3 protein-coding genes and 1 pseudogene are annotated in these 3466 nt (G+C 39.6%); 2 read left to right on the forward strand and 2 right to left on the reverse strand.

The genetic code is table 11. The features are described from left to right. Positions 1 to 188 (forward strand): hypothetical protein (locus ACEYW6_RS35850; protein WP_412983554.1); only part of this gene is annotated, 188 nt, incomplete at its 5' end. A gap of 751 nt (positions 189 to 939) precedes the next feature. Here the strand turns inward: ACEYW6_RS35850 and ACEYW6_RS35855 are convergent. Together ACEYW6_RS35855 and ACEYW6_RS35860 are read right to left on the reverse strand one after the other, a co-directional pair. Then, a complete protein-coding gene (locus tag ACEYW6_RS35855; protein WP_412983555.1) occupies positions 940 to 1911 on the reverse strand; it encodes a M48 family peptidase in 972 nt (323 codons plus the stop codon). 319 nt (positions 1912 to 2230) lie between these two features. Next, positions 2231 to 2473: pseudogene (locus tag ACEYW6_RS35860) on the reverse strand (cytochrome P450); the annotation flags it as partial. A gap of 85 nt (positions 2474 to 2558) precedes the next feature. Between ACEYW6_RS35860 and ACEYW6_RS35865 the strand changes: the two are divergent. Further along, positions 2559 to 3354 (forward strand): IS5 family transposase gene (locus ACEYW6_RS35865; RefSeq protein WP_412983556.1). Its coding sequence is split into 2 segments (ribosomal slippage): positions 2559 to 3269 and positions 3271 to 3354, totalling 795 coding nucleotides; the frame shifts between segments, so codons are not numbered across the junction. Positions 3355 to 3466 lie beyond the last annotated feature (112 nt).

Consider the following 3466-nt stretch of genomic DNA (forward strand, 5'->3'; position numbering starts at 1 on the left):
TTCTTTTCCTCGTACCCCTGTTGATGAATTTTACTGTTATAACTCCTCCTAACTGTAAAAAACCTACACTTGTCAGGCAGAGGGGCAGGGGTGCAGAGGGGAAAGAATCTGTACAAATCTCTCCTCTGCTCCTCTGCTTCATTGTCCCTTCATTCACCAATCAATATGCAACACTGGGGCTACCCTAGCTTTAGCTTAGAACAGCGTACACAACAGGGCATCATCTTGGGACTTTATTACTATCCTTCGGGTACAGAGTTGGCTGGGAGCAACGCGATTTTGTGAGGTGCTAAAAATTAGGGGTATAAATGATCTGTTTAATAGTGCGATCGCGGCGAAATACCTGTTTTTATTGAGAATCTAGCTAAGACTTGGACAGCGCTGGCTCCTTCTACAGTGGGTTAGTCTCCAAGGTAGGCGTTGCTGATGGTGAGCCTTACTGGAATACCTATCTATCCCAGTGGTAAGTTTGGGTTAACTTTGAGAACGGGTGTAGGGTCTGTGGTGTGCGATTGGCTAGTGGCAGTGTAGGTCATGTCCTGACAAAGCTCACCCGATTAATTGCATATTATGGTAATCAGTCAAAAAAGTTTAATATGAAACAAATATTGCAATTTATGGATTTATGCAATGAGAATTATTAATATTTACGTCAAAAACAACTGCTTAGTATTTTGTACGGATGATGGATGTAAGTCAGTTTATCCTTTGTCAAATATTGTTATAGATACAGGCTTATCAATAGATTCACTCTCTCCCAATAACCTGACATAATCGAGAGTGCAAGCAATTATTGAAGCTGAAGGCGAACAAATATCAATAGTCGAAATCAAAGGCTCGATCGGTAGGTTAGAAAATGCCGAAAATTGCCTTGATGTTGATTATAACGAAGTTTCTCATAGCTGCGTTTATTACTTTTCAGGGCAAGTCAATGAGATCCTAAATCAAATTTTTACCTAAAGATAAATTAGGTTTTTCGATTCTTGTTAATTTGTCTAACCATCTTGATGCTTCGTTATAAGATTTGAACTGGTTTTCACTAATACGGAACTCTTTAGTGTGAACCATTCTTCTTCCTTTAACCCACTTCGTGCCGTGGTACTTGTGCAACAATTCGTGATACAATACAAACTCAACTACGAACCCAGGTACTTTCGCATCATCTAGGGTTAAACTCATCACTATTCTGTCTCTGGCTGACTCGTAGTGTCCAAATTTACGGTAAGTGTTAACTCGGCTCCATGCTAAACGTGGTTTGGCAAGACTTGCTGCGAAATATTCATGATTGACTTTATCAAATAACTCATTTAGATTATAAAACTTGCCTTGTGGATTTTCTGCCACTACCTCGGCAATCAAATCAAGCTCTAACAATACAGCAATGTATTCTTCTGTACTAGCAAATGACCTGATGAGTTGTGTATTATCTTGACTCTTGCCAAAAAGAGCAGATTCCACTAACGCTTGCAAAACTGCTTTTGGTGCATTTATAAATCCCTCACTAATCATAATCTTCGCTGTGCTAGCAGACTTTCTAACCTGATATAGCCCAGCTAGATTAGTTATTTCAATCATTAGTTTAAATGATTTTTGACCATGTATACCAAGAAGTTGTTTAGCATTTTCCAATAAATAGCCAGTAGTTTTCAGGTGAAGTTTTAGATATTGTTCATCTGTCAAAAATTTGACCCATGAGTAGATTTTACGGGATAAATTCGTCAGATTTGATGGCGTTGCTTGTTGATTAGAACAGATTTTTTCAATTCTTGTTGCTGTTTGAATTAAAGTCTGATTTAGTTTTTGTATTTGAGTGGAATCATAATTAGGATTTGAAGATAAATGAAAAATTTCCTGTAATATGCTGTTTTGTTGGACTGTAATATTTTTTAAACTAATACTCTTAACGCTCATTTGATTTTTGTAACTATCAGGAATATGCCAGTTCTCACACCTCAATATTACTATTTAATCTGAGGCAATTATTCCTTGTAAGATGCGCCGCAGTGGACTGAATGGATGGCGTGATTTTTCGGCACAGATTGCGATCACTAAAAGGTCAGTTGGGAGCATCCACTTTCGGCGGATCTACTTTTTTAGATGAACCATATAGTAGGGTTTTCGGAGTATCAGAATTATGTTTTTTCCAAAAGTGGATGCTCCCGGTCAGTTCCTCCCAAGTAAAAGAACTAACTCTTATCCAGAATGACTTTCAAAATTTTTAGAATCGCTCTTATGCCATTACAATCTGTGTAATTCGTTTTTTAATCATCATCCGAACTCCACCTTCAGGAGCAAGGGTAAACCCACGTCTTTGCAATTTAAGAGGTTTATTTTCCACCAATGCAAGTTGATAATTAGATAAAACGGTTGCCAAGACTAACTTCATTTCTAACAAAGCCAGGGCATATCCTAAACATCGCCGACTTCCACCACCAAAAGGAATGAACTCCCAAGGGGAATACTGGCGTTCTAAGAGGATGTCTGAAAAGTAAGAAAGCCCACGTAACTGTATCCTGTCATTAGAAAAAATACTTAAGTATGACAGAGTTACGAGAGCCATGAATCCATCGTACCCAAGTAATCTGACTTCTGAGCAGTGGGAACTACTATCAGGGCTAATTCCTGCGCCAAAAACAGGTGGTCGAAAACGTAGTGTTGATATGCAGGCGATCGTTAATGCAATCCTATACATCCTTTGTGCAGGTTGTGCTTGGCGAATGCCCCCAAGCGATTTTCCCAAATGGAAAACCGTGTATCACTATTTTCGACAATGGCGACAGGACGGAACATGGCAACAAATTCACGAACGTTTACGATTGTGGGTACGTGTAAGCCAAAATCGAGAACCATCGCCCTCCGAGGCGATTCTGGATAGTCAGACAGTTGAAACAGCAACGATGGTATCTCAAGAAGTTGGCTACGACTCAGGTAAGAAAACGAAGGGGCGTAAACGCCATATACTTGTCGATACATTAGGTTTACTCATAGTTGTCGTGATCACGGCTGCAAGTAGTGTAAGCGAACAAGCAGGTGCAAAAAAAGTTTTGGCTAAACTCGATTCTATGAGTGCTCGCATGGCTAGATTGATACAGATTTGGGTTGATGGGGGGTATCGTGGTCAGAATTTTTCCCATTGGGTCATTGATGTTTATCGCTGGCTGTGGAGCGTGGTTACACGCCATGAGGAACAGAAAGGTTTTGTTGTGTTGCCTAAACGTTGGCTTGTCGAAAGAACTTTTGGTTGGTTCAACTGGTGTCGTCGGTTAAGCTGCATATTACGAAATTTTGCCTGAAACAACAGAGGCTTTTATTTATGTAGCGATGATTCGTTTAATGTTGAAGCAACTTGCGTGATTAAATTTACTTCATCAAAACTTTTCAGACATCCTCTAAGAGCAATCGATTTTCTCTCTTATTGCCGAAAGCCTTTCTGATGTGGGCTATTGGGGTAGCTAGCTATTTCCAA

This window comes from Nostoc sp. UIC 10607, assembly GCF_047228265.1.
Taxonomy (GTDB): Bacteria; Cyanobacteriota; Cyanobacteriia; order Cyanobacteriales; family Nostocaceae; genus Nostoc; species Nostoc foliaceum_A.

Coding starts and splice junctions, on each gene's coding strand:
- ACEYW6_RS35855 (WP_412983555.1), bottom strand. CDS start 1,911: ATGAGCGTTAAGAGTATTAGTTTAAAAAATATTACAGTCCAACAAAAC.